Below are 26,040 nucleotides of genomic sequence, written 5' to 3' on the forward strand. Positions count from 1 at the left end.
GTATGTTTACAGGGCTTCCGGCACTATCTCATGAGCAACAGCAGCAGGCGGTTGAGCGAATTCAGGAACTGATGGCGGGGGGTATGTCCAGCGGACAGGCGATTGCGCAGGTGGCACAGGAAATTCGCGAAACCTTTACGGGTGAGGCAATTCGGGCACGCTTCGACGATGAAGATGAGAACGAATAGTGCCCGTGCCGCTTAACGTGCGGCAATAATCTTTATTTCGACTTTATATTGCGGGTTCATCAGCCCGGCCTGTACGGTGCAGCGTACTGGCGCATTGCCAGGCGACACCCACGCATCCCAGGCACGATTCATTGCAGCAAAATCCGCTTTATCAACCAGAAAAATGGTGGCGTCAAGAATGTTGCTTTTATCTGAGCCGGCGCGCGCCAGAATACGGTCAATCACCGCCAGCGCGTTGGCCGTCTGCGCCTCTGCATCGGCATCCAGGTTTTCCGGTACGCTGGTATAGTAAATCGTATTGTCATGTATCACGGCTTCAGACATACGATGTTCGGGATCGATACGCGTAATAGACATGCTTTTCTCCTCTGTTTTTTTGCTGCGCCAGCCTGCCATAACCGGGCCGGGATGTCATCTGTTGTGGTCGCGTCTGCCGAATCCTGACATAATTACAGTAGTTTTCAGGTAACAGGTGAGGATGTGTGGCAGACGATTTTGCAGCCGATGGCGCGCTAGCGCAGGCAATTCCCGGTTTTAAACCGCGCGCAGCGCAGCATGAAATGGCGAAGGCGGTTACAGCCGCCGTCACGCATAGCGGAGAGCTGGTGGTGGAGGCGGGCACCGGAACCGGTAAAACGTATGCCTATCTGGCGCCTGCATTACGCGCAAAGAAGAAGGTTATTGTTTCTACCGGATCAAAAGCGCTGCAGGATCAGCTCTATAATCGTGATTTGCCCACCATTGCCCGGGCGCTGAAGTTCAGCGGAAAAACCGCGCTGCTAAAAGGCCGGTCTAACTACCTCTGTCTCGAACGTATGGAGCAGCAAAATCAGAGCGGCGGCGACCTTACCGTTCAGGCGCTGGGCGATCTTATCCACGTGCGCAGCTGGTCATCAGAGACAAAAGATGGCGATATCAGCAACTGCGCTGGCGTTGCCGAAGACAGTCCCATCTGGCCCTATGTGACCAGCACCAATGACAACTGTCTTGGCAGTGACTGTCCGCTCTATAAAGAGTGTTTTGTCGTGAAAGCACGCAAAAAAGCGATGGATGCTGACGTTGTGGTGGTCAATCATCACCTGTTTCTGGCCGATCTGGTGGTGAAAGAGGGGGGTTTCGGCGAGCTGATCCCGGAAGCGGACGTGATGATCTTCGACGAGGCGCATCAGCTGCCTGATATCGCCAGCCAGTATTTTGGTCAGCAGCTCTCCAGCCGCCAGCTGCAGGATCTCGCCAAAGATATCATTCTTGCCTATCGCACCGAGGTGCGCGATGTGCAGCAGCTGCAAAAATCTGCCGATCGGCTGGCGCAGTGCGCGCAGGATTTTCGTTTGACGCTTGGCGAACCCGGCTTTCGCGGTAATCTGCGCGATCTGCTCAGTGACAATAACGTTATGCGCATGTTCACCCTGCTGGATGATGCGCTTGAACTCTGTTACGACGTCATTAAACTCTCTCTGGGGCGATCGGCGCTGCTGGACGCAGCTTTTGAGCGTGCGGCGCTCTATCGCACCCGCCTGAAACGACTGCGCGCCATCAGCGAACCCGGTTTCAGCTACTGGTATGAATGTACCAGCCGGCACTTTACGCTGGCGCTGACGCCGCTTTCAGTCGCGGAACGCTTTCGTGAGGTGATGGATACACGTAAAGCGGCGTGGGTGTTTACTTCTGCCACGCTGGCGGTGAATGAACAGGTCGGGCACTTCGCCAGTCGTCTTGGTGTTGAGCAGGCGCAGACGCTGATCCTCGACAGTCCGTTTGATTACGCCCGGCAGGCGCTCCTGTGTGTGCCGCGCAATATGCCGGAGCCAAATGCGCCCGGCGGAGCCCGGCAGCTGGCGCGGATGATGAAGCCGCTGATTGATGCTAATAAAGGGCGCTGCTTTTTTCTCTGCACTTCACACAAAATGATGCGTGAACTGGCGGCCGAGTTTCGTGCGTCAATGACTCTGCCGGTGCTGCTGCAGGGCGAGACCAGTAAAGGGCAGCTGCTGAAGCAGTTTCTGGAGGCGGGCAACGCGCTGCTGGTCGCGACCAGCAGCTTCTGGGAAGGTGTCGACGTCCGCGGCGATGCTCTGTCGCTGGTGATTATTGATAAACTGCCGTTTACCTCGCCAGACGATCCGCTGCTGAAAGCGCGCATGGAGGATTGCCGGCTGCGCGGTGGCGATCCGTTCAGTGATGTGCAGCTGCCGGATGCGGTGATCACCCTTAAGCAGGGGGTCGGGCGTTTGATCCGCGACACCGCCGATCGCGGCGTACTGGTGATTTGCGATCAGCGTCTGGTTTCACGTCCCTACGGCGAACTCTTTCTCAACAGTCTGCCACCCACGCCGCGTACCCGCGATCTGGCGCGCGCGATCGACTTTGTCCGGCAGGCAGAGGAACACTAATTTATGCCGCTTTGTGATAAGATGCGCGCCATTTTGATTCTCTGAGGTTGTTATGTCCGCCCGAATTTTAGCACTGGACACGGCGACAGAAGCCTGTTCTGCCGCGCTGCTGAATCAGCAGCAGATCGATGCCCGTTTTGAAATTGCCCCGCGCGATCACACGCAACGTATTTTGCCGCTGGTGCAGTCGCTGCTGCAGGCGCAGCAGCTGGAACTGACCGCGCTGGACGCGCTGGCGTTTGGGCGCGGACCGGGCAGTTTTACCGGTGTTCGCATTGGTATTGGCATTGCGCAGGGACTGGCACTGGGGGCAGATTTACCCATGATTGGCGTCTCTTCGCTGGCAACAATGGCGCAGGGTGCCTGGCGGCTGACCGGAGCCACGCGTGTACTGGTGGCGATTGATGCACGCATGGGCGAAGTCTACTGGGCTGAATATCAGCGTGATGAAGCGGGCCACTGGCACGGTGCTGAAAGTGAAGCAGTGCTGAAGCCAGAGGCTGCCGCCGCCCGTATCGCCGCGCTGAGCGGTGAGTGGGCGACCGCAGGCACCGGCTGGCAGGCCTGGCCTGAGCTGATGACCACGCCGGGCGCAACCCTGCTGGCAACGTCCGTTACGCTGCCTGCGGCTGAAGATATGCTGCCGCTGGCACTGCAGGCGTGGCAGCGTGGGGAGAGCGTAGCGGTTGAGCATGCAGAGCCGGTTTACCTGCGTAACGAAGTGGCGTGGAAAAAGTTGCCCGGACGCTGAGCCGCTACGCAACTTATTTTTGCACCTCCAGTCTAAATTAAAAATTACAGGAGATGTGCTTATGCCAGGTTATCGTGCTGGAATCGCTGGTAGCGTACTGGCGTGTGTGTTGCTGCTAAGCGGCTGCGTCAGCGTACCCGATTCTATTAAAGGCAGCTCGGCGCTTCCGCAGCAGGATTTACTGCGCGTGATGAATGCCCCCCAGCTTTATGTCGGCCAGGAGTCGCGTTTTGGCGGTAAAGTAGTACGCGTTACTAATCTTAACGGACTGACGCGACTGGAAATAGCCACGCAGCCGCTGGATGACAGCGCCCGGCCCCGGCTGGGTGCTGCCTCAATCGGACGGATATACGCCGATATCAACGGATTTGTTGATCCGGTCGATTTGAGTAACCAATATATTACGGTGCTGGGTACGATAAAGGGCACCGAGAAAGGTGAGATTGGCAAGGCCAGTTATAACTTTGTTGTAATTGATGTGCGTGGCTATCAGCGCTGGCACCTTACTCAGCAGGTTATGACGCCACCTCAGCCGATCGATCCCTGGATCGGGTATGGTCCGTCGCGGCATCATCCCGGTTACTGGGGGCCAAACCCTTACTGGGGGATGAACCTGGGGGGGCCGGCTCAGGTACAGACTATCCTGACTGAATAGCCGCTGCATACTTTTCCGGCCCGGTTGCGGTGCACGCAGCCGGGCTTTTTTATTGGGCGCGTAACCGGCGCGCGAAATTTAGTGATGGGCTTCGCAACCTGAAAATGCCGCGACCGGCAAACTGGTACAATCAGTTAAAGTATTGTTAACAACACTGATTGCAGAGGCGGCGATGGCTACGCAACAAGAATATCGGGGTGACTCTTTGACGAAAGTTTGGCTGAAACGCTATCCGCCAGATGTGCCAGCAGAAATAAATGCCGACCGCTATCCCTCTCTGGTCGATCTCTTTGAACATGCGGTATTGCATTATGCTGACAACGTTGCATTCATCAATATGGGTCAGCCGCTGACCTATCGCCAGCTTGACGCGCAGAGCCGGGACTTCGCCGCCTGGCTGCAACAGGGGCTGGGACTGCAGCAGGGCGATCGCGTAGCGCTGATGATGCCTAATCTGCTGCAATATCCGGTGGCGCTGTTTGGTGTGCTGCGTGCCGGTATGGTGGTGGTGAATGTGAACCCGCTCTATACCCCGCGCGAGCTGAAGCATCAACTCAACGACAGCGGTGCCAGCGCGATTGTTATCGTCTCCAATTTTGCCCACACGCTGGAAAAGGTCGTGGCAGATACGGCAGTTAAGCATGTCATGCTGACGCGTATGGGCGATCACCTGGCACCGGTCAAAGCAACGCTGGTGAACTTCGTCGTCAAATATATCAAAAAGCTGGTGCCGAAATACCATTTGCCTGGCGCGGTGCCGCTGCGGCATGCGCTGCAGCAGGGCGCACGTATGGCTTATCAGCGCCCGGCGTTAAGTAATAATGATCTGGCCTTTCTGCAGTACACCGGCGGCACCACCGGCGTTGCTAAAGGTGCAATGCTGACCCATGGCAACATGCAGGCCAATCTGGAGCAGACAAAAGCCACCTATGGCAAACTGCTGCGTGCCGGGCAGGAGCATGTGGTGACGGCGCTGCCGCTTTACCATATTTTTGCGCTGACGGTTAACTGCCTGCTGTTCCTTGATCTCGGTGGCACTAATCTGCTGATTACTAATCCGCGCGACATTCCAGGGTTCGTTAAAGAGCTGGCTAAATTCCCGTTTACCGCCATCACCGGCGTGAATACGCTGTTCAACGCGCTGCTCAATGACGAAAACTTTAACAAACTCGACTTCTCCACGCTGCGGCTCTCAGCTGGCGGAGGTATGTCAGTTCAGAAAGCCGTCGCCGAGCGCTGGGAAAAGCTCACCGGGCATTATCTGCTTGAAGGCTACGGCCTTACCGAATGCTCCCCGCTGGTGTCGGTTAACCCTTATGACATTACCTGTCATACCGGCAGTATTGGCCTGCCGGTGCCCTCTACCGATGTACGGATTATTGACGATCAGGATAACGAAGTGACGCCGGGCGAGCCGGGCGAGCTTTGCATTCGCGGCCCGCAGGTGATGGCGGGCTACTGGCAGCGTCCTGACGCCACGCTGGAAGTGCTGAAAAATGGCTGGCTGCATACTGGCGATATTGTTACCGTGGACAGCGAGGGGTTCATCCGGATTGTCGATCGTAAAAAAGATATGATTCTGGTTTCCGGCTTCAATGTCTATCCTAACGAAATCGAAGATGTGCTGATGCAGCATCCAAAAATCCGTGAAGCCGCTGCGATTGGCGTACCAAGCGAACTCTCCGGTGAAGCGGTGAAGGTCTGTATTGTTAAAAAAGATCCTGCACTTACCAAAGAAGAGGTGCTGGATCACTGCCGGCGTCAGCTGACCGGCTACAAAGTGCCGAAAATCATTGAATTTCGTGAAGAGCTGCCAAAGACAAACGTGGGCAAAATTTTACGGCGTGAACTGCGCGATGAGGCGAAGCGGGAAGGGCAATAAGGTTGCCGCGCTTCCACAGGTTAACGCCGGCAACGACCGGCGTTTTTATTGCTTTTAACATGGAGCGCTGCGCGGGGTTTGCGCAGCGGGAATAAATACGTGAATTACACCCTGATCGACCAAGACCACCAGCTGGCTGAAGTGTGCCGCCTGGCTCGCCAGCATGATGCTGTTGCTCTGGATACTGAATTTGTACGCACCCGGACTTACTATCCTCAGCTTGGGCTGATTCAGCTGTTTGATGGTGAACAACTGGTGCTGATCGATCCACTGCCGATTGGTGACTGGGCGCCGTTTATCGCTTTGCTGCAGGACGTGCAGGTGACGAAATTTCTGCACGCCGGTGGCGAAGATCTGGAAGTCTTTCTGCATCGCTTTGGTTGCCTGCCGCAGCCGATGATCGATACCCAGATCCTGGCCGCTTTTTCCGGTCAGCCGCTCTCCTGGGGCTTTGCGGCCATGGTGAATCACTTTAACCAGATCGAACTGGATAAAAGTGAGGCCCGCACCGACTGGCTCGCGCGCCCGCTGACCGAGCGCCAGTGTCAGTATGCCGCAGCGGATGTTGCGTACCTGCTGCCGATTGCTCGTCAGCTGATGACGCAGACTGACGCCGCCGGCAATATGCATGCAGCACTGAGCGAGTGCGACATGCTGTGTCAGCGTCGGCTGGACATCGTGCAGCCTGAGGAAGCGTGGCGCGATATCACCAACGCCTGGCAGCTGCGCCCGCGCCAGCTGGCGGCACTGCAGCGCCTGGCAGCATGGCGTCTGAAAGTGGCGCGTCAGAAAGATATGGCGGTTAACTTTGTAGTGCGTGAAGAGAATCTGTGGAAAGTGGCTCGCTATCTGCCTGGCAGCCTCGGTGAACTGGATCATCTTGGACTCAACGGCCATGAAATCCGCTTTCACGGTAAAGCGATGATTGAGCTGGTGGCGGATGCGCTGGTACAGGATGAGGCAACGCTGCCGGCGCCGCTGCCCAATCTCATTGAGCACCCGCACTATAAGCAGGTCTTTAAAGCGATTAAAGCGCTGGTACAGCAGGTAAGCGAAGAGACAGGGTACAGTCAGGAACTGCTGGCATCACGCCGCCAGATCAATCAGGTTCTCAGCATATACTGGGGGCTGAAATCAGCAAACCGCACACCCGAACTGCTGAATGGCTGGCGTGGTGAGCTGCTGAAGCCGGGGATCGATCAGATTCTGCAGGCGCTGTAAAACCGCGACTTTCCCCTGCGTTACTACGCAGGGGAAACGCTGCGATCTGCTCCACTCATTTCGGGGCGTCTTCCGTTTCCGGCAGCGTCACGTTCAGCTCCAGAATCGAAATATCGTCGCCTTTCTGATCGAGCTGTACGGTCACCATATCGGGATCGATTTTGACATACTTGCAGATCACTTCCAGGATATCGCGTTTAAGCTGAGGCAAATAGTGGGGCTCACTGTCGCCCCTCCTGCGTTCAGCGACGATAATCTGCAGCCGCTCCTTGGCTATATTGGCTGTGCTCTTTTTACGGGATAAAAAGAAATCGAGTAAGGCCATTGGTTATCCCCCGAACAGGCGTTTCAGGAAACCCTTCTTCTCTTCTTCAATAAAGCGGAAGGGGCGTTCTTCGCCAAGCAGGCGTTCTACGGTATCAGCATAAGCTTTACCGGCGTCAGAATTGGTGTCGAGGATCACCGGTTCGCCCTGGTTTGAGGCGCGCAGCACAGACTGATCTTCCGGGATAACACCCACCAGCGGAATACGCAGGATTTCCAGCACATCTTCCATGCTCAGCATATCGCCACGGGTGACACGGCCCGGATTGTAGCGGGTCAGCAGCAGATGCTCTTTGACCGGATCCTGGCTGTTTTCAGCCCGGCGGGACTTAGAGGAGATAATGCCCAGAATGCGGTCAGAGTCACGTACGGATGAGACTTCCGGGTTGGTTGTGATGATCGCTTCATCCGCGAAATAGAGCGCCATCAGCGCGCCGGTTTCGATGCCGGCCGGGGAGTCACAGACGATAAAATCGAACTCCATAGCGGCTAAATCGTTCAGCACTTTCTCGACGCCTTCGCGCGTCAGAGCATCTTTATCACGCGTCTGCGAGGCCGGCAGAATATAGAGCTGCTCGGTGCGTTTATCGCGGATCAGCGCCTGATTCAGGGTCGCATCGCCCTGAATAACGTTAACAAAGTCGTACACGACGCGACGTTCACAGCCCATAATCAAATCAAGATTACGCAGACCGATATCAAAGTCGATAACAACGGTTTTTTTGCCCTTTTGCGCTAACCCTGTCGCGATGGCCGCGCTTGACGTGGTCTTGCCAACGCCCCCTTTGCCCGATGTTACTACAATAATGCGTGCCATAAATGTTGATTTCCTTAACGAAAGAAAAGGGGCCTAATTAAGTGTCTGGATGGTAAGCGCGCCCTCTTTCAGACAGAGGCGCGCCGCTTTACCAAAAAATTCCGCCGGAATCTGATCCATGATCCAGTACTCACCGGCAATTGAGACCAGCTCAGCAGCAAGGTGAGTACAAAAAATCTGGCAGTCGCGATCGCCGCTGGCACCTGCCAGCGCCCGACCGCGCATCATGCCGTATATGTGAATATTGCCATCGGCCACCAGTTCTGCCCCGGCGCTGACGCTGCTGGTGACAATCAGATCGGCGTTACGGGCATAAATCTGCTGACCGGAACGCACTGGTGTATTCACCACGCGCGTTTTGTTAATGCTCTCGGTAACAACCGCAGGTGCAGCAACTTCTTCTGCAGGCGGTGCTTCAGCCGTTTTGCGATTCTCTTTACCTTCAGACAGCACCGGTAAACCCGCGCGGGCCACCATTTTTTTCTGGGCGTCATCTTTGCAACCGCTAACGCCAACAATACGCAGTCCGGTCGCGCTGATCGCCTGCTGCATCTGCTTCCAGTTAATATCCCCGGAGAGCGCTGAGATGTTCAGGACAACCGGTGCGTTCTGTAAAAACGCCGGCGCCTGATCGATTTTCTCCTGCAGCGCCTGACGAATCACATCGGGTTGTGAATGGTGCAGATGAACAACTGACAGGGTAAAACTGCTTCCCTTGAATTCGATTGGCGATTGCGGCATCTGTCCTGGCTCAGTCCTGTTTTTTTGACCTGAAAATGAACGTCGATAAAATCGCCATTAACATCCCCGGGTCAATATTCGAAGTTCTGCAAGCATGTTATAGTTACTGTAATATTCAGGCAAGTGACGCTAACAGTTAATTCGAGTAAAAAATATGTTTTGTGTGATCTATAGAAGCCCGCAACGAGACCAGACTTATCTTTATGTAGAAAAAAAGGACGATTTTTCCCGCGTGCCGGAAGCGCTGCTTAAAGGGTTTGGCAAGCCACAGTTGGCGATGGTGCTGTCGCTGGACAAGCGTGAGAGGCTGGCCAACGCAGACATTGAAAAGGTAAAGCAGGGACTGCGTGAGCAGGGTTATTATTTGCAGATCCCCCCACCTGTAGAAAGTTTGCTCAACGTCCATCTTGAGCAGGGTAAAGAAGTTTAATTCAGATTCATCTGTAAAAAATATAGCCTGTAAATATATTCAGTGTTCAGTGATTAATTAATTGCCCATGTCCGGTTTTGTCATGGGCAATTAATATTTGTTTGCCCGCCATCGTAAGAAAGATAAATCTCTTTTGACAATTTCTGTTACACCTGTCGCGATAACCGTTAATATTATTATCACTGGCGCCCCGTTCCGGCCGCTACTCACAGAGCCTCTGCCATGCTGGCAGAGTGCAAACATAACTCAGGCAGGTGAAAAATATGTATCAGCATCGTAACTGGCAGGGTGCTCTGCTGGATTTTCCGGTCAGCAAAGTGGTGTGCGTAGGCAGTAATTATGCAAAACATATTAAAGAGATGGGCAGCGCAACCCCGGACGAGCCGGTCCTGTTCATTAAACCTGAGACAGCCTTATGCGATTTGCGGCAGCCGCTCTCTATTCCCGCCGCGCTGGGTGATGTGCATCATGAGGTAGAACTCGCCGTCCTGATTGGCGCGACGCTAAAGCAGGCAAGCGAAGAGCATGTAGCGAAAGCGATTGCGGGTTATGGGGTAGCGCTGGACCTTACGCTGCGCGACCTGCAGGCAAGCTTTAAAAAAGCGGGCCAGCCGTGGGAGCGCGCGAAAGGGTTTGATAATGCCTGCCCGCTTTCCGGTTTTATTCCGGTCAATGACTACACGGGCGATCCGCAAAACAGTGAACTGAAGCTGGTAGTGAACGGGGAGGTGCGTCAGCACGGCTCCACGTCTGACATGATCCATAAAATCAAGCCGCTTATCGCCTATATGAGCCAGTTTTTTACGCTGCGCGCAGGCGATGTGATTCTGACCGGCACGCCAGAGGGCGTGGGTCCGCTGCGTTCAGGTGACAAACTTGAGATATCGCTGGCGGGTCACGGTATCAGCACGCGCGTGCTGTAATACTTGCATCACCGCATCTTAACCTTTATAAGGTGCGGTTTTGCTGAACAACCCGGACCGTAATGATGAGTGACCAACCTTTCTGGCAGACCAAACGTCTGGAACAAATGGACGACGCTGAGTGGGAATCGCTGTGTGACGGCTGCGGACAGTGCTGTCTGAATAAGCTGCAGGACGCAGATACTGATGAAATCTATTTTACTAATGTCGCCTGCAACCAGCTGAATATTAAAACCTGCCAGTGCCGTAATTATGAACGCCGGTTTGAATATGAAGAAGATTGTATCAAGCTCACGCGTGAAAACCTTACAACGTTTAACTGGCTGCCGCGCACCTGCGCCTACCGGCTGCTTGGTGAAGGCAAAGCGCTGCCTGCCTGGCATCCGCTGCTGGCAGGATCAAAAAAAGCGATGCATGCCCAGCGGATCTCTGTGCGCTACATCGCTGTACGGGAGAGTGAAGTACGCGACTGGGAAGATCACATTATCGACCGTCCCGATCGCAATGGCTGATTCTCCGTCCGTCAGCGACCAAACAGGTTGCGCGGACGCGGCCTGAAGAGCTGAGCCACGAGCACGACCATGGCCACCAGCAGGTAGGCGGCAAAAATGGCGATCATCCACTGCGGCATGCTCCAGCCAAGAAATGTCCAGCCGCGCTCAGCGCAGTCGCCACTGGCAACAAACACTGCAGGCAGCCATTTGTCCAGTGGCAGCCATGCCGGAAAGCGTGCGGCAAAGTCGCAGGTGACAAACGGGTTGGGGTGCAGCTGCAGCATGGTGTGCTCCCAGGATAAGCGCAGGCCCTCAGCGGCACTGTAAATCCAGATGGCAAGACTGGCCCAGCGCAGCGGAGTTTGCGGCGCAATCGCACCCACTACCCCTGCTGCCATTACGCCAAACAGGGCGCATCGCTCATAGATACACATCACGCAGGGCTTAAGCCCCATCCCATGCTGGAAGAACAGCGCCACCAGCTCCAGTGCCAGCGCGGTGAATGCCAGCAGCAGCCAGGCGCCACGCCCGCGCGAGCAGAGATTCAGATATCGCAACATAGTGGATTTTCCTTAGCTATCAGTGCCTGGCAGTGTAAACCAAAAGCCCGACGCTGCCAGCCTGCAATCCGGAATTCAGCGATAAAAATGACGCAGATCGTTTACGCAGCAGATTGTTTCCCCCGTCAGCCGTTTGTGCGGCACAGGGCAGGTGAAAGCATTCAGCCGCATGCTGAAATTTGCGCCAGGCCATGCTTTTAATCCACCTGCAGACTATTTCCGCTATAGCCCCTCTGGTATGATGAGTGTAATGACGATAAAGAACGCAATGAGAACGTAACGCTATGGTTATCAAGGCGCAGAGCCCTGCAGGATTCGCAGAAGAGTACATAATTGAGAGTATCTGGAACAGCCGTTTCCCCCCCGGGTCGATCCTGCCTGCTGAACGTGAATTGTCTGAGCTAATTGGCGTTACCCGTACCACCCTGCGCGAAGTGCTGCAGCGTCTTGCTCGTGATGGCTGGCTGACCATTCAGCATGGCAAGCCAACGCGCGTAAATGATTTCTGGGAAACGTCCGGGCTTAATATCCTTGAGACGCTGGCCCGGCTCGATCACGACAGCGTGCCGCAGCTGATTGATAATCTGCTGTCGGTACGCAGCAATATCGCGTCTATTTTTATCAGCCGTGCGCTGCGTCATCATCCGGAAAAAGCCCGCGAAGTGCTGGAGAGTGCGCTGCATGAGCAGGATCAGGCGGATGCCTATGCTGAACTCGATTATCGGGTATTCCGCGGTCTGGCGTTTGCTTCCGGTAACCCGATTTATGGTCTGATCCTCAACGGACTGAAGGGGCTTTATACGCGGGTCGGACGCCACTATTTCTCTAACCCTGAAGCGCGTGAACTGGCGCACCGTTTTTATCAGCAGCTGGCAGATATGTGTACGCAGCAGCCGACGCAGGAACAGGTCGTTGAGTGCGTGCGGGTATATGGCCGCCGCAGCGGAGAGATCTGGCACAGTATGCAGAAAAACCTGCCAGACGATCTCGGCAGCAAGCGCTAAAAAAAACCGGACTATTCAGTCCGGTTTTTTCATGCTCAGAGTCCGGGCGCCCGCGGCGGACAGCGGTCGAGCAACTCTATGCTGCCATCTTCATTCTGCTGTTCAAGATGAATATCAAATCCCCAAAGCCGGTGAACATGTTTCAGCACATCGCGCCGGCTTTTATCCAGCGGCGCACGCTGCTGAGGAACATAGCGCAGCGTTAGCGACCGGTCACCGCGCAAATCTACGTTGTAGACCTGAATGTTGGGCTCCAGATTGCTGAGGTTATACTGGGCAGACAGCTGCTGGCGAATCGCGCGATAGCCCGCCTCATCATGAATCGCCGCAATTTCCAGGTAGTTATTACGATCGTCATCCATAACAGTGAACAGGCGGAAATCGCGCATCACTTTTGGCGACAGGAACTGGCTGATAAAACTCTCATCTTTAAACTCGCGCATCGCAAAATGCAGCGTTTTAAGCCAGTCCGAGCCAGCGATATCGGGGAACCAGTGGCGGTCTTCTTCTGTTGGCGACTGGCAGATGCGTTTGATGTCCTGGAACATAGCAAAGCCCAGGGCATAAGGGTTGATGCCGTTATACCACTGGCTGTTATAAGGTGGCTGATAGATAACGTTGGTGTGGCTGTGCAAAAACTCCATCATAAAACGTTCTGATACTTTGCCCTCATCGTAGAGATGATTGAGGATCGTATAGTGCCAGAAGGTTGCCCAGCCTTCGTTCATTACCTGCGTCTGTTTCTGCGGATAGAAATACTGGCTTACTTTACGCACGATGCGCAGCACTTCACGCTGCCAGGGCTCCAGCAAGGGGGCATTTTTTTCCATGAAGTAGAGCAGATTTTCCTGCGGCTCAGAGGGATAGCGCGCCGCTTCAACGTGTGACGCCTCTTTCTCTTTACGCGGCAGCGTACGCCATAGCGTATTTACCTGGCTCTGCAGATACTCTTCGCGACTCTTTTGCCGCGCTTTCTCTTCCTGCAGTGAAATTTTTTGCGGGCGCTTATAGCGGTCAACGCCATAGTTCATTAAGGCGTGGCAGGAGTCCACCAGACGCTCAACCTCTTCGACGCCAAAGCGCTCCTCGCAGTCGGCAATATAGTTACGGGCAAACAGCAGGTAATCGACGATCGAACTCGCATCGGTCCAGCTGCGGAACAGATAGTTATTTTTGAAGAAAGAGTTGTGTCCGTAGCAGGCATGAGCCATGACCAGCGCCTGCATGGTCATTGTATTCTCTTCCATCAGATAGGCGATACAGGGGTTAGAATTGATGACGATCTCATAAGCGAGCCCCTGCTGCCCATGCTTATAGCGCTGCTCGGTTTCGATAAACTTTTTACCGAAAGACCAGTGAGCATAATTAATGGGCATTCCTACGCTGGAGTAGGCATCCATCATCTGCTCGGATGTGATGACTTCAATCTGATGCGGATAGGTATCAAGACCGTAGCTTTTCGCTACGCGGTCAATTTCAGCCAGGTAGACATCAAGCAGCTCAAATGTCCAGTCGGGCCCGTCACTGAGTCGTTTACTGCTACGGGTTGGCTCGTCAAACATTGTCGTCATAGCGCACCTCTGTTTTGCAGGCGGCAGGAAGACCCTGCCACACGGGTGAAGGCTTCGTCCTGAGAAAGAGCGCCCAAAAACTGAGCGAACAGATCAAGGATAGTTCACTGTCTCGCATCCGATAACGTAACTCAAACGATTTTTTTGGCAGAAAATCATCCGGATAGCGTAATCCCATCGCGGCCTAAGATATTAATCCGGCTCCAAATGAAATGGCAGAATAATAAACTAAAAAAATAGCCCGCGGACAGCAGTGGGTGATTCTGCTGAAAAAGGGAAAAAGCCCTGATTTTTTTCTAACAAAGCGCTCCGGTTAGCGCATCAGAAGCGGTAAAACTCTGATCTTTGCCATCGGAAAGGATTTAAGTGTGCAGAATGTTAAAAAAGATGTGAAATAGCCGGGTAAAATCTAAGATAAACAGAGCAGCCTGATTATTCTGACTCAGATGCTCATACCAGTTAATTATGCTTTTGTCTCGAGGGGCCTATGCGTGTCGTGATTCTGGGAAGTGGGGTGGTGGGAGTGGCAAGCGCCTGGTATCTGGCGCAGGCCGGACATGAGGTCACCGTCATCGATCGTCAGCCTGCCGCCGCGCTGGAAACCAGTGCCGGCAACGCCGGTCAGATCTCTCCTGGCTATGCGGCGCCCTGGGCCGCGCCGGGCGTGCCGTTAAAGGCGATTAAATGGATGTTTCAGCGCCATGCGCCGCTGGCGATGCGGCCGGACGGCAGCCGGTTCCAGCTTGAGTGGATGTGGCAGATGCTGCGCAATTGCGATATGCGCCACTATCAGGAAAACAAAGCCCGTATGGTGCGTATTGCTGAATACAGCCGCGACTGCCTGAAAACGCTGCGCGCTGAAACCGGCATTGCCTATGAAGAGCGGCAGGGCGGAACCCTGCAGCTGTTTCGTACGCAGCAGCAGTTCGACAGCGCCAGCAAAGATATTGCCGTGCTGAAAGAGGCAGGCGTGCCTTATGAGCTGCTGCAGGCTCATGAGCTGCAGCGTGCCGAGCCGGCGCTGGCCGCCACCGCGCACAAGCTGACCGGTGGCCTGCGGTTGCCCAATGATGAAACCGGCGATTGCCAGCTCTTTACTCAACGCCTGGCAGAAATGGCGATGGCGGCAGGCGTCACGTTTCGCTTTAATACGCCGGTCGATCAGCTGCTGCGGGAAGGTAACCGCATCTATGGTGTGAAGTGCGGTGATGAAGTGATCAAAGCAGATGCTTACGTAGTGGCATTTGGCTCCTATTCGACCTCGCTGCTGAAAGATATCCTCGCGATCCCGGTCTACCCGCTCAAAGGGTATTCGCTGACTATTCCGGTAAAAGAGGCTGACGCCGCGCCGCGCTCCACCATACTGGATGAAACGTATAAAGTGGCGGTGACCCGCTTTGATAACCGTATCCGGGTGGGCGGCATGGCAGAGATTGTCGGTTTTAACACCAAACTGTTGCCGGCACGACGGGAAACGCTGGAGATGGTCGTGCGCGATCTCTATCCTGAAGGCGGATTTATCGAACAAGCCTCTTTCTGGACGGGGCTGCGTCCGATGACGCCAGACGGTACGCCGATTGTGGGTCGTACCCCGCTGACCAATCTCTATCTCAATACCGGACACGGTACGCTGGGATGGACCATGGCCTGTGGTTCCGGTCAGCTACTGGCTGATATTGTATCGGGTCAGAAACCCGCGATTGCCGCAGACGATCTCTCTGTATTGCGCTATCTGCCGGGTTTTGCCTCGCACGCATCGCCTTTACGCCGCGCGGATATCGCACGCTAACACTCACGGAGAGTTAACACTATGTCACGTCCTGTGCGCGCGTCGGTTAACCGACAGGCGCTGCGTCATAACCTGTCTGTGGTGCGTCAGGCAGCGCCGCAGTCACACGTATGGTCAGTGGTCAAAGCCAACGCTTACGGGCACGGGATTGCCCGCGTCTGGCAGTCGCTGGAGAGCACCGACGGTTTTGCGTTACTCAACATTGAAGAGGCTATTCTGCTGCGCGAGCAGGGATGGAAAAAACCTATTCTGCTGCTGGAGGGGTTTTTTCACGCCGACGATCTGAAGCTTATCGATCGCTACCGGCTGACCACCAGCGTGCACAGTAACTGGCAAATTAACGCTCTGGCGACCGCACAGCTCTCCGCCCCCGTGGATGTGTATCTGAAAATGAACAGCGGTATGAACCGGCTCGGTTTTCGCCCTGAACAGGTGCATAACGTCTGGCAAAAACTGCGCGCGCTGCCGGGGGTAGGTGAAATCACGCTGATGGCACATTTCGCTGATGCCGATAATCCGGAGGGAATAGCAGAGCCACTGCAGCGCATTGAACAGGCGGCTGAAGGCCTGAGCTGTCCGCGTTCGCTCGCCAACTCCGCCGCCACGCTGTGGCATCCGCTCACACATCATGACTGGGTGCGTCCGGGGATCATTCTGTATGGCGCTTCGCCCAGCGGTCGCTGGCAGGATATCGCCGGTACCGGGCTGCAGCCGGTTATGACGCTGAGCAGTGAAATTATTGGTGTGCAGCAGCTGACAGCGGGCGATGGCGTCGGCTATGGCTATCGCTACCGGGCCAGCGGACCTCAGCGGATTGGCGTTGTTGCCTGTGGTTATGCTGATGGTTATCCGCGCCATGCTCCTACCGGCACGCCCATATCCGTGGGCGGCGTGCGCACCCGCACGCTGGGAACGGTGTCGATGGATATGATGATGATCGATCTTGAACCCTGTCCGCAGGCGGGTATTGGTACCGCCGTTGAGCTGTGGGGTAATGACGTGAAGATTGATGAGGTCGCAGCAGCGGCCGGCACGGTAGGGTATGAGCTGATGTGCGCGCTCGCCCCGCGCGTGCCGGTTGAGGTTATTTAAGCGCGGTTACGCTGCCGCGTATCTTACGGCTGCAGCGCCAGGCAGTGAGTGCCAGCGCTGCCCCCGTCAGCATCATCAGGGCCAGTGACGATTTTTCTGCAATCGGCAGAGCCACGATTGCCATGCTGCCGCCAGCGCCTCCCGCCATCTGAATAAACCCCTGTAGCGCCGAGGCTACGCCCGCCTGCTGCTGATAGGGTTCCAGCGCATAGCTGGTAGCCGGGCCAACGGTAAAGGCGAGGCCTGCAACTGACACCGCCACCGGGATCATATAGAGCGCCCAGTGATACTGCCATTCAGCAGGCAGAAGGTGAACGCCCGCCAGCAGCAGTATTGCTCCCAGCAGCATCGTGATAAAACCCATAGCCAGACAAAATGGCCGGCCCGCTTTGCGGATTGTTTTATTCACGAAGGCGCTGACCACCATGATCCAGAAGCCGTTGGCACCAAAAGCAAACGAAAACTGCAGCGGCGTCAGGCCACCTTCGGTCATCAGCACATGCGGTGCCAGAGAGACGTAGGTCAGCACCATACCCAGAGCGCCTGCATTGGCAAACGCAAACGCAAGAAAGCGTGGCTGGCGCAGAATTGCGCCATATTGTGCCAGCGGAAGCCCTTTCACACGCAGCGTATCTGCCGGCCGGGTTTCCGGTAAGGCCACTATCACCAGCAGGCCGATCGCCAGCGCATAGCTGCACAGGAACCAGAAGGGCGCACGCCAGCCATAGGCTTCTGCCAGAAGGCCGCCCAGCAGCGGCGCCAGCGCCGGTACAATGTTCAGCGCACCATTAAGGAAACCGTAAGCACGTGCCGCCTCATCGCCGCTCAGGCGATCGCGTACGCCGCTGAATGCCACTACCGCGCTGCAGCAGACGCCGCAGCCCTGAATAACACGTGCGAGGAAAAACACCGGCCAGAGCGTGGCGGTAGCGGCCACGGCGCTGCCTGCGATATAGAGCAACAGGCCGATCAGCGCCACGGGCTTGCGGCCAAAATTGTCCACCAGCGGGCCGGTCACCAGCTGACCCATGCCCATAATCAGCAGGAACAGCGGGATGGTAAGCTGGATCAGGCTGACCGGGGCGTTAAGGCCTTCGGCAATCTGCGGCAGAACAGGCAGGTAGAGATCAATACCCAGCGGAGCCAGCAGCACCAGGCTCAGCAGAAGAAGCGTAAATTTTTGCATGAGGAACCAGAAACGTCCTGTTAAACAGGCGAGAAGGGTAATGACTCTGCGGGTAAAAAGAAAGCGCTAAAGTGAAAAGGCGATGCCTGCCGCCGGACGGCAGGCATCGCACAGACAGCGGTCAGTAGGCGCCGTCGCGACGCAGTACTACGCCTGCGGTTTTAAACAGAATGGCAATATCAGTCCACAGCGCCCAGTTTTTTACATACCAGGAATCAAAATAGACGCGGGTGTCATAATCGATATCATTACGGCCGCTTACCTGCCACAAACCGGTCATACCAGGCTTGGCCATCAGGTAGTAGTCAACGTCACCGGCATAGCGTTCCAGTTCAGCTTCGATAACCGGACGCGGTCCGACCAGGCTCATCTCTCCGCGGATCACGTTCCAGAGCTGCGGAAGCTCATCAAGGCTGGTTTTGCGCAGAAAGCCGCCGATGCGGGTAACACGCGGATCGTTTTTCAGCTTGAAGTCACGATCCCATTCTGCCCGCGCCTCCTCGCTGGTTGCCAGCAGCGCCTGCAGGACGTCCTGTGAATTTGTTACCATGGAGCGAAACTTCAGGCATTTGAACTTTGCTCCATCCTGGCCGACGCGCTCGTGACCATAAATAGCATTGCCGCCATCGCGTTTTACCATCCAGCAGAGCAGACCAAATACCGGAGAAAGAAACAGCAGCAGCAGTGAGGCCACCACAATATCAAAGGTGCGTTTCAGGAAACGCGATGAGCGCTTGGCCAGATTATTGCTGACGCGCAGAATCATCACTTCATGGCTGAAGATAAAAGACATATCGGTACCGTAAAGCGGTACGCCCCGCAGCGTCGGGATCACTGAGATAGAGCGGCATTTCATTTTGGAGAGAAACTTCAGCCAGTGATCGCGTACCGCCTGCTGTTCATATTCGGTCGCCACGATAAACTGCGTGTTATCGCGATCCATGGTCTGCCAGTTAATGTCTTTACGGGTGATAACCGGCACGCCATTGAGTTTGGCCGGATTGTTTTCATCATCCAGTGAGATAAACGCCTGCACGTTATAGCCCAGAATCTCTTCGCTCTGCAGCGCGGCATAGGCTTCCAGCGCATTTTTGCCTGAGCCAATAATAATGGTCTCTTTCTGCCACTGTCCTGCACGGCTGATTGCCCGTTTTACCAGGGCACGCATCAGCGGCAGCAGCAGCAGTGCCCAGCTCCAGCTGAATACCCAGACCATGCGTGAGAAATCCCATTTGGAAAAGGCAATCAGCGCTAAATCCAGCAGTGAAAATACAAACAGCGTCCTGATAATCTCTTTAAGCTCAAACCAGAAAGGTTTGCGGTAGGTGTAGTGTCGCATCCGGACCCAGAACCAGGCGGTGCAGAGTACCGAGAGGCCAAGCTGCGCAATAAACCGGTACTCAATCTGCTGCGGCGGAATAAAGCTGTCCAGCTCTCCCCAGATGCCCTGGACGGTGGCCGCCGATAAAAACAGCGCCAGATTAAGTGCGATAAGATCGGACAGACTTAATGCGACTTTAGCAATGAGGTTTTTTCGCAGGCCGCTCCACGAACGGCTTGCGTCATTCATTACAATTGTACTTGCCATAACACCCGCTCTCTTTTCTTAAGTAAAAGATGGCCTGACCAGAATCAAGTACGCGCTCAGGACTACCGGCTGACTTGCAAAATAACCTTTGCTATCAACACAATAATCATTGGTGATCTCTTAAGCGCTGCACGGCAAGGGCCGGATAAGACGTGATATAGGTCACGAAAACAGCAGCAACGTTTACGAGTATGCAAGAGGAATCTGACAGAGTTAATATGGAATTACTCTTAAAAGGGAATTATTGAGCGGAGGGACTATCAGTTATGTTATTGAAAACACTCAGTTGGTGATGAAAAAACGGGCAAAAACAGCGTTTTTTTTCGGCAACTTTTAGGAATCACCGCCATACGCAGGGGTATGACGGTGCGGTGATATCAGGCAGGGCGGGTAAGTACCCAGCGATCCTGTTCTTTGTCATAGTGACCAATTTTTAAATCCACCGGCTCGCCATCGATCCACGCCGGCACGCTGGTCTCCTGATCCCAGCCATCAAGCTGATAGCTCAGGCCCGGGTTGGTCTGGCAGGGGATTGAAACGGTATCCGGTTTATCGCCTCCCATCTCCGCATCAACAATTTCATAGCGACCAATTTTAACTACCGTTCCCATTTTTTGCTCCCGTTTGCTGACTGATAACTAAAATCATAGTCGCTGCTGACCGCTTCAGGTGCCCTAAAACCTCGGATTATTCTCGCTCTTCGCTGACCCGTACGCCGATTTTCATGATTTTGTTATCCTCTTTTTCCGCCACGGTCCACGTCAGCTGCTTCCACTCCACCTGATCGCCGACCACCGGCGTGCTGCCGAGCAGGCTCATGACCAGCTGGCCCAGCGACTGCTGATCGTTTGTTTCATTATCCAGTTCCAGACCATAAATCTGCGCCACATCCCGCAGGCGCGCATCGGCGTCGAGAATAAAATCGCCAAAAAAGCGCTGGTCAAGTGCGACAGGCGGCGTCTGGCTGAACATTTTGCCCAGCGCCGGTAAATCACGCTCCCGGCCTATCACGCACAGCACATCGCCCTCTTTCAACCGGGTAGCGCCGCTGGGATGCATCAATGTGTTGTCGCGGAAAAGCGCTGCAATGCGCGTTTCTCGCGGCATTTTGAGATCGCGCAGCGCGGCACCTACACACCATTTATCAGCATTCAGCTGGTAAATAAACTGCTCCCACGGGTTTTCCGGATGGATATCAAGTCCGATACGGCTGACAGGAGAAGCCAGCGGCGGCACGACCACTCTGGCACGTTTTGCTGCGTAGCCCAGCGATGTTCCCTGCAGCATCAGTGAGACCAGCACCACAAAGAAAGCGATATTAAAATAGAGTCTGGCGTTCTCCAGCCCTGCCATCATCGGAAACACGGCAAGAATAATTGGCACGGCGCCGCGCAGGCCAACCCAGCTGATAAAAATACGCTCACGTCCGGTAAACCCTTTAAAAGGCAGCAGCCCGACCAGCACCGAAAGCGGGCGGGCGACCAGAATCAGCCAGAGCGAGAGGATCATGGCCGGCAGAGCGATATGCCACAAATCGGAGGGCGTCACCAGCAGCCCCAGCACAATAAACATGCCGATTTGACTAAGCCATGCCATGCCATCAAACGTTTGCAGAATACCGTGGCGGTTGCGAATAGGGCTGTTGCCCAGTAAAAAGCCACACAAGTAGACCGCGAGGATCCCGCTGCCCTCCATTACCGTGGTCAGAGCGAACACAATAATGCCACCGCTAAGCGCCAGCAGCGGATAAAGCCCCTGCGCCAGACTGATGCGGTTAACCAGCTGCTGCAGCGCCCAGCCACCGCCGAGGCCAAAGACAATGCCCAGACCAAACTGCTGCACCAGATGTACCACAAACATCCAGCTAAGGCCGCTCTGACCCTGCTGGATCATATCAATCAGCGTGATGGTCAGAAACACTGCCATCGGGTCGTTGCTGCCTGATTCAATCTCCAGCGTAGAACTGACGCGTTCATTAAGGCCTTTATCGCCCAGCAGGGAAAAAACCGCTGCGGCGTCCGTTGAGCCGATGATGGCGCCAATCAAAAATCCCTGCATCATATCGAGCTTAAAAAGCCAGGCTGCGATTAAACCGGTCAGGCCGGCGGTGATCATGACGCCTATCGTTGCCAGCGACAGCGCCGGGCCGAGCGCAACTTTCAGCGAGCTGGCTTTAGTGCGCATACCGCCATCCAGCAGAATCACCGCCAGGGCAAGGTTGGAGACCAGGTAGGCCACCGGATAGTTATCAAAAGCGATGCCGCCAATGCCATCCACGCCGGTCAGCATACCGAGCGCAAGGAAGATCACCAGAATGGGAATGCCAAGACGTGAGGAAAACGAGCTCAGTAAAATGCTTGCAGCAACCAGCACGGAACCAATGATAAAAAGACTGTAAATCATGCTGGTATTCAATAGTATTCTCCTGCAACCGGGCCAAAACCGACAGGCACGAACAATTCGTACCAATAAGTGCAAAAGATAATGCCTTATCAACGGCTTGTCAGCGCTTAATTTCCTGTTTTTTGTTTATACGAGCTATGATGACATTAAACTGGAAAATCCTGCAACCAGCGGGGCGTTTAGCGGTTAAAGAAGTCGTAATCAGACATAAAAAAGCCGGTCAGTGACCGGCTTGTGATTCAGGCCTCAGCAGCCTGTTTGTGGAAAAGCTCCCGGAATACCGGATAAATATCTTCAGGCTCACGAATATGCTGAATCGCAAAATTGTCAAACATGGCCTGCAGATGTTCATATTCCCGCCACAGCGTCTGATGCGCGCGCCGGGTGATCTCGATATAGCTGTAATAGCGTACAACCGGCAGAATATGTTTCGCCAGAATCTCATGGCACAGTGGCGAATCATCTGCCCAGTTATCCCCGTCCGACGCCTGCGCTGCGTAAATGTTCCACTGTGACGGGTCGTAGCGCTCTTTAACCACCTCATCCATCAGTTTCAGCGCACTGGAAACAATGGTGCCGCCGGTTTCCTGCGAGTAGAAAAACTCCTGTTCATCTACCTCTTTAGCCTGCGTGTGATGACGGATATAGACCACTTCAACGTTTTTATATGTGCGGCTCAGAAACAGATAAAGCAGAATATAAAACCGTTTAGCCATATCTTTCGTGGCCTGATCCATAGAGCCGGACACATCCATAAGGCAGAACATCACTGCCTGACTCGAGGGTTCAGGACGCTTTTCAAAGTTTTTATAGCGCAGATCAAAGGTGTCGATAAACGGCACCCGTTCAATACGCGCCCGCAGGTCAGCAATCTCCTGCCGCAGCCTCTCTTCTTCAAGCAGCTGTGCAGGTTCACTGGTTTCAACCTCATGCAGAGCCGCTTCCAGCTCATGCAGCATGCGGCGCTTGCCTGCTGTCATGGCCGTACGCCGGGCAAGCGAGTTTTGCAGTGAACGGACCACGCTGATGTTGGCCGGGACGCCGTTTGAGGTAAAGCCGGCGCGATGCGTTTTAAACTCATTGAGCTGACGGTGCTGATTTTTGCGCAGATTCGGCAGCGCCAGGTCTTCAAACAGCAAATCGAGATATTCATCTTTCGATATCTGAAAGACAAATTCATCCTGACCTTCACCATCCTGACTGGCGTTGCCCTGACCGCTGCCGCTGCCGCCTGCACCGCCCTGAGGCCGCTCTACACGGTCATTCTGTACAAAGTGATCGTTGCCGGGATGAACACGGTGGCGGCTGCCGCCGCGGCCCTGATGAAAAACAGGTTCATTGATGTCATCAATGGGAATCGACACCGACTCACCACTCTCTGTGTCGGTAACCGAACGCTTGTTGATGGCCTCGGAAATCGACTGCTTGATTTGCGACTTATAACGGCGCAGAAAGCGCTGCCGGTTGACCGCACTCTTGTTTTTACCGTTCAGACGCCGATCGATAAAATAGGCCATGGTTTCCCCTCAACTGCAGTGTAAGCCAGGCCGGAAAGGGTTCTCCGGCCTGATTAACGGCGAGCCAGGCGCCGCGCTTACGGATCGATTATGACGATTTACGCACGCGGAGATACCATTCGCAGAGCAGACGTACCTGCTTGCGGGTATAGCCTTTCTCCATCATACGGTCGACAAAATCATCATGTTTTTTCTGCTCATCGGTAGACGTTTTGGTGTTAAACGAGATAACCGGCAGCAGCTCCTCAGTATTGGAGAACATTTTTTTCTCAATGACCGTGCGCAGTTTCTCATAGCTGGTCCAGTTTGGATTGCGACCACTATTTTGCGCCCGGGCGCGAAGCACAAAGTTAACGATCTCATTACGGAAATCTTTTGGATTACTGATACCGGCCGGCTTTTCGATTTTTTCCAGCTCCGCATTAAGCGACTCACGGTCAAACAGTTGCCCGGTATCCGGATCGCGATACTCCTGATCCTGAATCCAGAAGTCAGCATAAGTGACATAGCGGTCAAAGATATTCTGGCCATATTCAGAATAGGACTCCAGATAGGCCGTCTGAATCTCTTTGCCGATGAACTCAGCATATTTCGGGATTAGATATCCTTTCAGATGCTCCAGATACTTTTCAGCCTGATCCTGCGGAAACTGCTCGCGTTCAATCTGCTGCTCCAGTACGTAAAAGAGATGAACCGGGTTAGCAGCAACTTCAGTGTGATCGAAGTTGAACACGCGCGACAGAATCTTGAAGGCAAAACGGGTTGAAAGGCCATTCATCCCTTCGTCAACGCCTGCGTAATCGTGATACTCCTGCCAGGATTTCGCCTTGGGATCGGTATCTTTCAGGCTTTCACCATCATAAACCCGCATCTTAGAGTAGATGCTGGAGTTTTCCGGCTCTTTCATTCGCGACAGGATCGTGAAGCGTGCCAGCGTTTCAAGTGTGCCAGGGGCGCAGGGCGCGGTGGTGAGATCGCTGTGGTTAAGCAGTTTCTCGTAAATTTTAATCTCTTCTGATACGCGCAGGCAGTAAGGCACCTTGACGATATAAACACGGTCGAGGAAGGCTTCATTATTCTTGTTGTTACGGAAGGTAACCCACTCCGATTCGTTGGAGTGCGCCAGAATAATGCCGTTGAAGGGCAGCGCAGAAATGCCTTCGGTGCCGTTGTAATTGCCTTCCTGCGTAGCGGTCAGCAGTGGATGCAGCACCTTGATCGGCGCTTTGAACATCTCCACAAATTCCATGATGCCCTGGTTTGCACGGCAGAGTGCGCCAGAATACCCATAGGCGTCAGGATCGTTTTGCGCATGATTTTCCAGCTTGCGAATATCGACTTTACCGACCAGCGCAGAGATATCCTGGTTATTTTCATCACCAGGTTCAGTTTTAGCGATAGCCAGCTGCTCCAGAATAGATGGCCACACTTTTACCACTTTAAACCGGGTAATATCGCCGCCAAATTCATGCAGACGTTTTGCTGCCCACGGCGACATAATGGTGCCGAGGTAGCGCCGCGGTACGCCATACTCTTTCTCCAGAATATTGGCATCTTCCTGCGGGTTAAAGAGACAGAGCGGATGATCGTTAACCGGACTGCGTTCACCATCGGCGCTCAGTACATAGATAGGCACGCGCTGCATCAGCGCTTTTAAACGTTCGGCAAGAGAAGATTTACCGCCACCTACCGGGCCAAGTAAATAGAGGATCTGCTTTTTCTCTTCCAGGCCCTGCGCCGCGTGTTTCAGGTAGGAGACGATCTGTTCAATCGCTTCCTCCATACCGTAAAACTCTTCAAACGCCGGATAACGGCCAATGACACGATTCGAGAAAATACGGGAAAGGCGTGGCTCCTGAGCGGTATCAACCATAACGGGCTCACCAATAGCCGTTAACAGTCGTTCTGCCGCATTGGCGTATGCACTGCGATCCTGCTTACAGATAGTAAGAAATTCCTGCAGTGTGAACTCTTCGTCCTTGGCAGCTTCATAACGCTGACGATAGTGATCGAATATATTCATAGCGATGCCCGTCCTGTTAGAATTGTTGGGAACAATAAGCGTAACCTTACAAACAGTGGTGCCAACCTCTCATTTTTAAGGATATAAATCTCTCTGCTTCTCTATTGTTATGAGCGTGTATCGGATAAAGATCAAGTAGTAAGTGGCGCAGGATTAAACGATTAGCGCTCAAAAAACGCGCAAATTTCCGCAGATTGTTTTAACTCAAACTTGTTTTGCAAAATATTTGCCTGTGAGGACGGGACACGACCTGTAAAGATGCCAACATCTCTGTCCGGCATACGGTGCGTAAATTTCTGCAAGATGTGAAGAGTGGCAGAATTAGTCAGCCAGGCGGATACGGCGTCAGGTTAAGCGGTGGCATACATTAAGCCGGCGTGACAAAACAGTAAGCCTGAGGGTGACGCACGCGTGCCGGAATGCGGGATAGCCGCTCTCTGCCTGATGGCTTGCAACTGCATGTTTGAACGGATTATTTCTGCCAGTCA

24 protein-coding genes are annotated in these 26,040 nt (G+C 54.2%); 12 read left to right on the top strand and 12 right to left on the bottom strand.

From position 1 onward, the window contains the following. Positions 1-2: 2 nt before the first annotated feature. Positions 3-188, top strand: a complete 186-nt coding sequence (locus B3041_RS07775; protein ID WP_065649143.1) for a YoaH family protein — start codon at positions 3-5, stop codon at positions 186-188. A 12-nt stretch (positions 189-200) separates the two neighbouring features. Here the strand turns inward: B3041_RS07775 and B3041_RS07780 are convergent, their stop codons facing one another. After that, the gene (locus B3041_RS07780) at positions 201-545 is read right to left on the bottom strand and encodes a RidA family protein (protein ID WP_065650459.1); all 345 of its coding nucleotides are present in this window, start codon (positions 543-545) and stop codon (positions 201-203) included. Between the two features lie 125 nt (positions 546-670). Here B3041_RS07780 and B3041_RS07785 point away from each other — a divergent pair, with 125 nt between their 5' ends. From B3041_RS07785 to rnd, 5 genes are all read left to right on the top strand, one after another. Next, entirely contained in the window at positions 671-2,581 is a 1,911-nt protein-coding gene (locus tag B3041_RS07785) for an ATP-dependent DNA helicase (protein ID WP_065649144.1), read from the top strand. Between the two features lie 52 nt (positions 2,582-2,633). Further along, the gene (gene tsaB, locus B3041_RS07790; protein WP_065649145.1) at positions 2,634-3,332 is read left to right on the top strand and encodes a tRNA (adenosine(37)-N6)-threonylcarbamoyltransferase complex dimerization subunit type 1 TsaB; all 699 of its coding nucleotides are present in this window, start codon (positions 2,634-2,636) and stop codon (positions 3,330-3,332) included. A gap of 61 nt (positions 3,333-3,393) precedes the next feature. Continuing rightward, a complete protein-coding gene (locus tag B3041_RS07795; RefSeq protein WP_065649146.1) occupies positions 3,394-3,987 on the top strand; it encodes a Slp family lipoprotein in 594 nt (197 codons plus the stop codon). A gap of 205 nt (positions 3,988-4,192) precedes the next feature. Further along, entirely contained in the window at positions 4,193-5,869 is a 1,677-nt protein-coding gene (fadD, locus tag B3041_RS07800) for a long-chain-fatty-acid--CoA ligase FadD (protein WP_139074185.1), read from the top strand. 99 nt (positions 5,870-5,968) lie between these two features. After that, complete coding sequence (rnd, locus tag B3041_RS07805; RefSeq protein ID WP_065650460.1) at positions 5,969-7,090, top strand: ribonuclease D; 1,122 nt, start codon at positions 5,969-5,971, stop codon at positions 7,088-7,090. Positions 7,091-7,145: 55 nt separating this feature from the next. On the opposite strand, the gene minE is transcribed toward rnd, so the two are convergent. Genes minE through minC form a run of 3 tightly spaced genes read right to left on the bottom strand, consistent with a single transcriptional unit; the run spans position 7,146 to position 8,972 of the window. Continuing rightward, positions 7,146-7,415: a cell division topological specificity factor MinE gene (gene minE / locus B3041_RS07810; protein WP_039384731.1), complete on the bottom strand. Its 270-nt coding sequence runs from the start codon at positions 7,413-7,415 to the stop codon at positions 7,146-7,148. Positions 7,416-7,418: 3 nt separating this feature from the next. Continuing rightward, positions 7,419-8,231 (bottom strand): septum site-determining protein MinD, encoded by an 813-nt coding sequence (gene minD / locus B3041_RS07815; RefSeq protein ID WP_065649148.1) that lies wholly within the window; start codon positions 8,229-8,231, stop codon positions 7,419-7,421. A gap of 33 nt (positions 8,232-8,264) precedes the next feature. Then, positions 8,265-8,972 carry a septum site-determining protein MinC gene (gene minC / locus B3041_RS07820; protein WP_065649149.1) on the bottom strand — a complete coding sequence of 236 codons (708 nt, stop codon included), beginning with the start codon at positions 8,970-8,972 and terminating at the stop codon, positions 8,265-8,267. Between the two features lie 154 nt (positions 8,973-9,126). Between minC and B3041_RS07825 the strand changes: the two genes are divergently transcribed. From B3041_RS07825 to B3041_RS07835, 3 genes are all read left to right on the top strand, one after another. Continuing rightward, entirely contained in the window at positions 9,127-9,402 is a 276-nt protein-coding gene (locus B3041_RS07825) for a YcgL domain-containing protein (RefSeq protein WP_065649150.1), read from the top strand. Positions 9,403-9,665: 263 nt separating this feature from the next. Next, positions 9,666-10,325: a fumarylacetoacetate hydrolase family protein gene (locus tag B3041_RS07830; RefSeq protein ID WP_065649151.1), complete on the top strand. Its 660-nt coding sequence runs from the start codon at positions 9,666-9,668 to the stop codon at positions 10,323-10,325. A gap of 65 nt (positions 10,326-10,390) precedes the next feature. Then, positions 10,391-10,837, top strand: coding sequence for a YcgN family cysteine cluster protein (locus tag B3041_RS07835; RefSeq protein WP_039384718.1), 447 nt, complete (start codon positions 10,391-10,393; stop codon positions 10,835-10,837). Between the two features lie 11 nt (positions 10,838-10,848). On the opposite strand, the gene dsbB is transcribed toward B3041_RS07835, so the two are convergent. Continuing rightward, on the bottom strand, positions 10,849-11,379 hold the full coding sequence (gene dsbB, locus B3041_RS07840; protein ID WP_065649152.1) for a disulfide bond formation protein DsbB: 531 nt from the start codon (positions 11,377-11,379) through the stop codon (positions 10,849-10,851). Between the two features lie 284 nt (positions 11,380-11,663). On the opposite strand from dsbB, the gene fadR reads away from it, so the two are divergent. Continuing rightward, positions 11,664-12,383, top strand: coding sequence for a fatty acid metabolism transcriptional regulator FadR (gene fadR, locus B3041_RS07845; protein ID WP_292971181.1), 720 nt, complete (start codon positions 11,664-11,666; stop codon positions 12,381-12,383). Positions 12,384-12,418: 35 nt separating this feature from the next. On the opposite strand, the gene B3041_RS07850 is transcribed toward fadR, so the two are convergent. Further along, complete coding sequence (locus tag B3041_RS07850; protein ID WP_065649154.1) at positions 12,419-13,954, bottom strand: SpoVR family protein; 1,536 nt, start codon at positions 13,952-13,954, stop codon at positions 12,419-12,421. Between the two features lie 487 nt (positions 13,955-14,441). Between B3041_RS07850 and B3041_RS07855 the strand changes: the two genes are divergently transcribed. Both B3041_RS07855 and dadX read left to right on the top strand, forming a co-directional pair. Continuing rightward, on the top strand, positions 14,442-15,743 hold the full coding sequence (locus B3041_RS07855; RefSeq protein WP_292971184.1) for a D-amino acid dehydrogenase: 1,302 nt from the start codon (positions 14,442-14,444) through the stop codon (positions 15,741-15,743). A 21-nt stretch (positions 15,744-15,764) separates the two neighbouring features. Beyond that, positions 15,765-16,835: a catabolic alanine racemase DadX gene (dadX, locus tag B3041_RS07860; RefSeq protein ID WP_292971187.1), complete on the top strand. Its 1,071-nt coding sequence runs from the start codon at positions 15,765-15,767 to the stop codon at positions 16,833-16,835. On the opposite strand, the gene B3041_RS07865 is transcribed toward dadX, so the two are convergent. The 6 genes from B3041_RS07865 to yeaG all read right to left on the bottom strand — a co-directional run bounded on the left by B3041_RS07865 (position 16,828) and on the right by yeaG (position 25,552). After that, positions 16,828-18,021 carry a multidrug effflux MFS transporter gene (locus B3041_RS07865; protein ID WP_292971190.1) on the bottom strand — a complete coding sequence of 398 codons (1,194 nt, stop codon included), beginning with the start codon at positions 18,019-18,021 and terminating at the stop codon, positions 16,828-16,830. The two genes, dadX and B3041_RS07865, sit on opposite strands and share 8 nt — an antisense overlap. Positions 18,022-18,142: 121 nt before the next feature. Beyond that, the gene (gene wbaP, locus B3041_RS07870; protein ID WP_065649158.1) at positions 18,143-19,609 is read right to left on the bottom strand and encodes an undecaprenyl-phosphate galactose phosphotransferase WbaP; all 1,467 of its coding nucleotides are present in this window, start codon (positions 19,607-19,609) and stop codon (positions 18,143-18,145) included. Positions 19,610-19,986: 377 nt separating this feature from the next. Then, on the bottom strand, positions 19,987-20,220 hold the full coding sequence (locus B3041_RS07875; protein WP_065649159.1) for a DUF1480 family protein: 234 nt from the start codon (positions 20,218-20,220) through the stop codon (positions 19,987-19,989). Between the two features lie 76 nt (positions 20,221-20,296). Next, positions 20,297-22,024: a potassium/proton antiporter gene (locus tag B3041_RS07880; RefSeq protein WP_065649160.1), complete on the bottom strand. Its 1,728-nt coding sequence runs from the start codon at positions 22,022-22,024 to the stop codon at positions 20,297-20,299. 227 nt (positions 22,025-22,251) lie between these two features. Next, a complete protein-coding gene (locus tag B3041_RS07885; protein WP_292971194.1) occupies positions 22,252-23,529 on the bottom strand; it encodes a YeaH/YhbH family protein in 1,278 nt (425 codons plus the stop codon). Positions 23,530-23,617: 88 nt separating this feature from the next. Continuing rightward, complete coding sequence (gene yeaG, locus B3041_RS07890; protein WP_065649162.1) at positions 23,618-25,552, bottom strand: protein kinase YeaG; 1,935 nt, start codon at positions 25,550-25,552, stop codon at positions 23,618-23,620. Positions 25,553-26,040: the final 488 nt, after the last annotated feature.

Source organism: Pantoea sp. UBA4549 (genome assembly GCF_002387285.1).
GTDB classification, from domain to species: Bacteria; Pseudomonadota; Gammaproteobacteria; order Enterobacterales; family Enterobacteriaceae; genus Pantoea; species Pantoea borealis.

Coding starts and splice junctions, on each gene's coding strand:
- B3041_RS07775 (WP_065649143.1), top strand. CDS start 3: ATGTTTACAGGGCTTCCGGCACTATCTCATGAGCAACAGCAGCAGGCG.
- B3041_RS07780 (WP_065650459.1), bottom strand. CDS start 545: ATGTCTATTACGCGTATCGATCCCGAACATCGTATGTCTGAAGCCGTG.
- tsaB (WP_065649145.1), top strand. CDS start 2,634: ATGTCCGCCCGAATTTTAGCACTGGACACGGCGACAGAAGCCTGTTCT.
- B3041_RS07795 (WP_065649146.1), top strand. CDS start 3,394: ATGCCAGGTTATCGTGCTGGAATCGCTGGTAGCGTACTGGCGTGTGTG.
- minE (WP_039384731.1), bottom strand. CDS start 7,415: ATGGCCTTACTCGATTTCTTTTTATCCCGTAAAAAGAGCACAGCCAAT.
- minD (WP_065649148.1), bottom strand. CDS start 8,231: ATGGCACGCATTATTGTAGTAACATCGGGCAAAGGGGGCGTTGGCAAG.
- minC (WP_065649149.1), bottom strand. CDS start 8,972: ATGCCGCAATCGCCAATCGAATTCAAGGGAAGCAGTTTTACCCTGTCA.
- B3041_RS07825 (WP_065649150.1), top strand. CDS start 9,127: ATGTTTTGTGTGATCTATAGAAGCCCGCAACGAGACCAGACTTATCTT.
- B3041_RS07830 (WP_065649151.1), top strand. CDS start 9,666: ATGTATCAGCATCGTAACTGGCAGGGTGCTCTGCTGGATTTTCCGGTC.
- B3041_RS07835 (WP_039384718.1), top strand. CDS start 10,391: ATGAGTGACCAACCTTTCTGGCAGACCAAACGTCTGGAACAAATGGAC.
- dsbB (WP_065649152.1), bottom strand. CDS start 11,379: ATGTTGCGATATCTGAATCTCTGCTCGCGCGGGCGTGGCGCCTGGCTG.
- fadR (WP_292971181.1), top strand. CDS start 11,664: ATGGTTATCAAGGCGCAGAGCCCTGCAGGATTCGCAGAAGAGTACATA.
- B3041_RS07850 (WP_065649154.1), bottom strand. CDS start 13,954: ATGACGACAATGTTTGACGAGCCAACCCGTAGCAGTAAACGACTCAGT.
- B3041_RS07855 (WP_292971184.1), top strand. CDS start 14,442: ATGCGTGTCGTGATTCTGGGAAGTGGGGTGGTGGGAGTGGCAAGCGCC.
- dadX (WP_292971187.1), top strand. CDS start 15,765: ATGTCACGTCCTGTGCGCGCGTCGGTTAACCGACAGGCGCTGCGTCAT.
- B3041_RS07865 (WP_292971190.1), bottom strand. CDS start 18,021: ATGCAAAAATTTACGCTTCTTCTGCTGAGCCTGGTGCTGCTGGCTCCG.
- wbaP (WP_065649158.1), bottom strand. CDS start 19,609: ATGGCAAGTACAATTGTAATGAATGACGCAAGCCGTTCGTGGAGCGGC.
- B3041_RS07875 (WP_065649159.1), bottom strand. CDS start 20,220: ATGGGAACGGTAGTTAAAATTGGTCGCTATGAAATTGTTGATGCGGAG.
- B3041_RS07885 (WP_292971194.1), bottom strand. CDS start 23,529: ATGGCCTATTTTATCGATCGGCGTCTGAACGGTAAAAACAAGAGTGCG.
- yeaG (WP_065649162.1), bottom strand. CDS start 25,552: ATGAATATATTCGATCACTATCGTCAGCGTTATGAAGCTGCCAAGGAC.